Genomic DNA, 684 nt, shown 5'->3' with positions numbered 1-684 from the left:
TACATTTAGGAGAGAGAAAATAAGGAGTCTAAGACAAGCATTTCATTTGATAAGAGGCTTGGAGCTGTGAGGCTGGAGAGCCAAGGCTAAGACTAGCCTTGGTTTAGCTGAAAAAACAGCTTCAAGGGTTCCTCGTGTCAAATGAAAGCAAAATAATTGCCCTCAATCTCACCATTTTTTGGGGCATCATCACTTTCGATTGACACACCTTTTCCTATTTTTTTCATTTTTTTGCATTGCTTCTTACCGGCTACGGATGTCAAACTCTTTAAACACAATACGTAAGTCTCTTAACACTCTTTGACGCCCTCGGAATCGTTCATTTCTTAAAATGCGTTCTAGCTCTTCTTGTTTCTCTTTACTTTGTTTGTTTCTATAATCTCTTAGTGTTTCATAAAAGAGATAATAGTCATCTATCCACAGACCTCCCTCACTTATACGATGACTAATCTCACCTACTTCTTCATATGGTTCTTTATTATATCTTCGTTTGTGGCTTTCTTGCTTACGAAGATAATCTAAAATTCGATTCCGGAATTTTGTTTTGAAGTATTTACGTAAACGAGGAATATCTTCTGCCAGCTCTTCTTCTCTACTAATCAATTCATGTAGACATATCATTCCCTCTTGATCCCAATCCGACAATTCCCATAAATGAAGGTAATATTCATTTCTACACTTATA

The 684-nt window shown here is 36.5% G+C and carries 1 protein-coding gene; it reads right to left on the bottom strand.

The annotated features are described in order from the left end of the window. Window positions 1–243 precede the first annotated feature (243 nt). The coding region (locus HT671_RS07930; RefSeq protein WP_172923115.1) for a sigma-70 family RNA polymerase sigma factor at window positions 244–684 on the bottom strand (441 nt) is incomplete at its 5' end.

The sequence above is a fragment of the Streptococcus sp. 2741 genome, assembly GCF_013276315.1.
Lineage (GTDB): Bacteria > Bacillota > Bacilli > Lactobacillales > Streptococcaceae > Streptococcus > Streptococcus pseudopneumoniae.
Note: the sequence above shows the minus strand (reverse complement) of the source record. Positions and strands in the feature narration are given on the sequence as shown.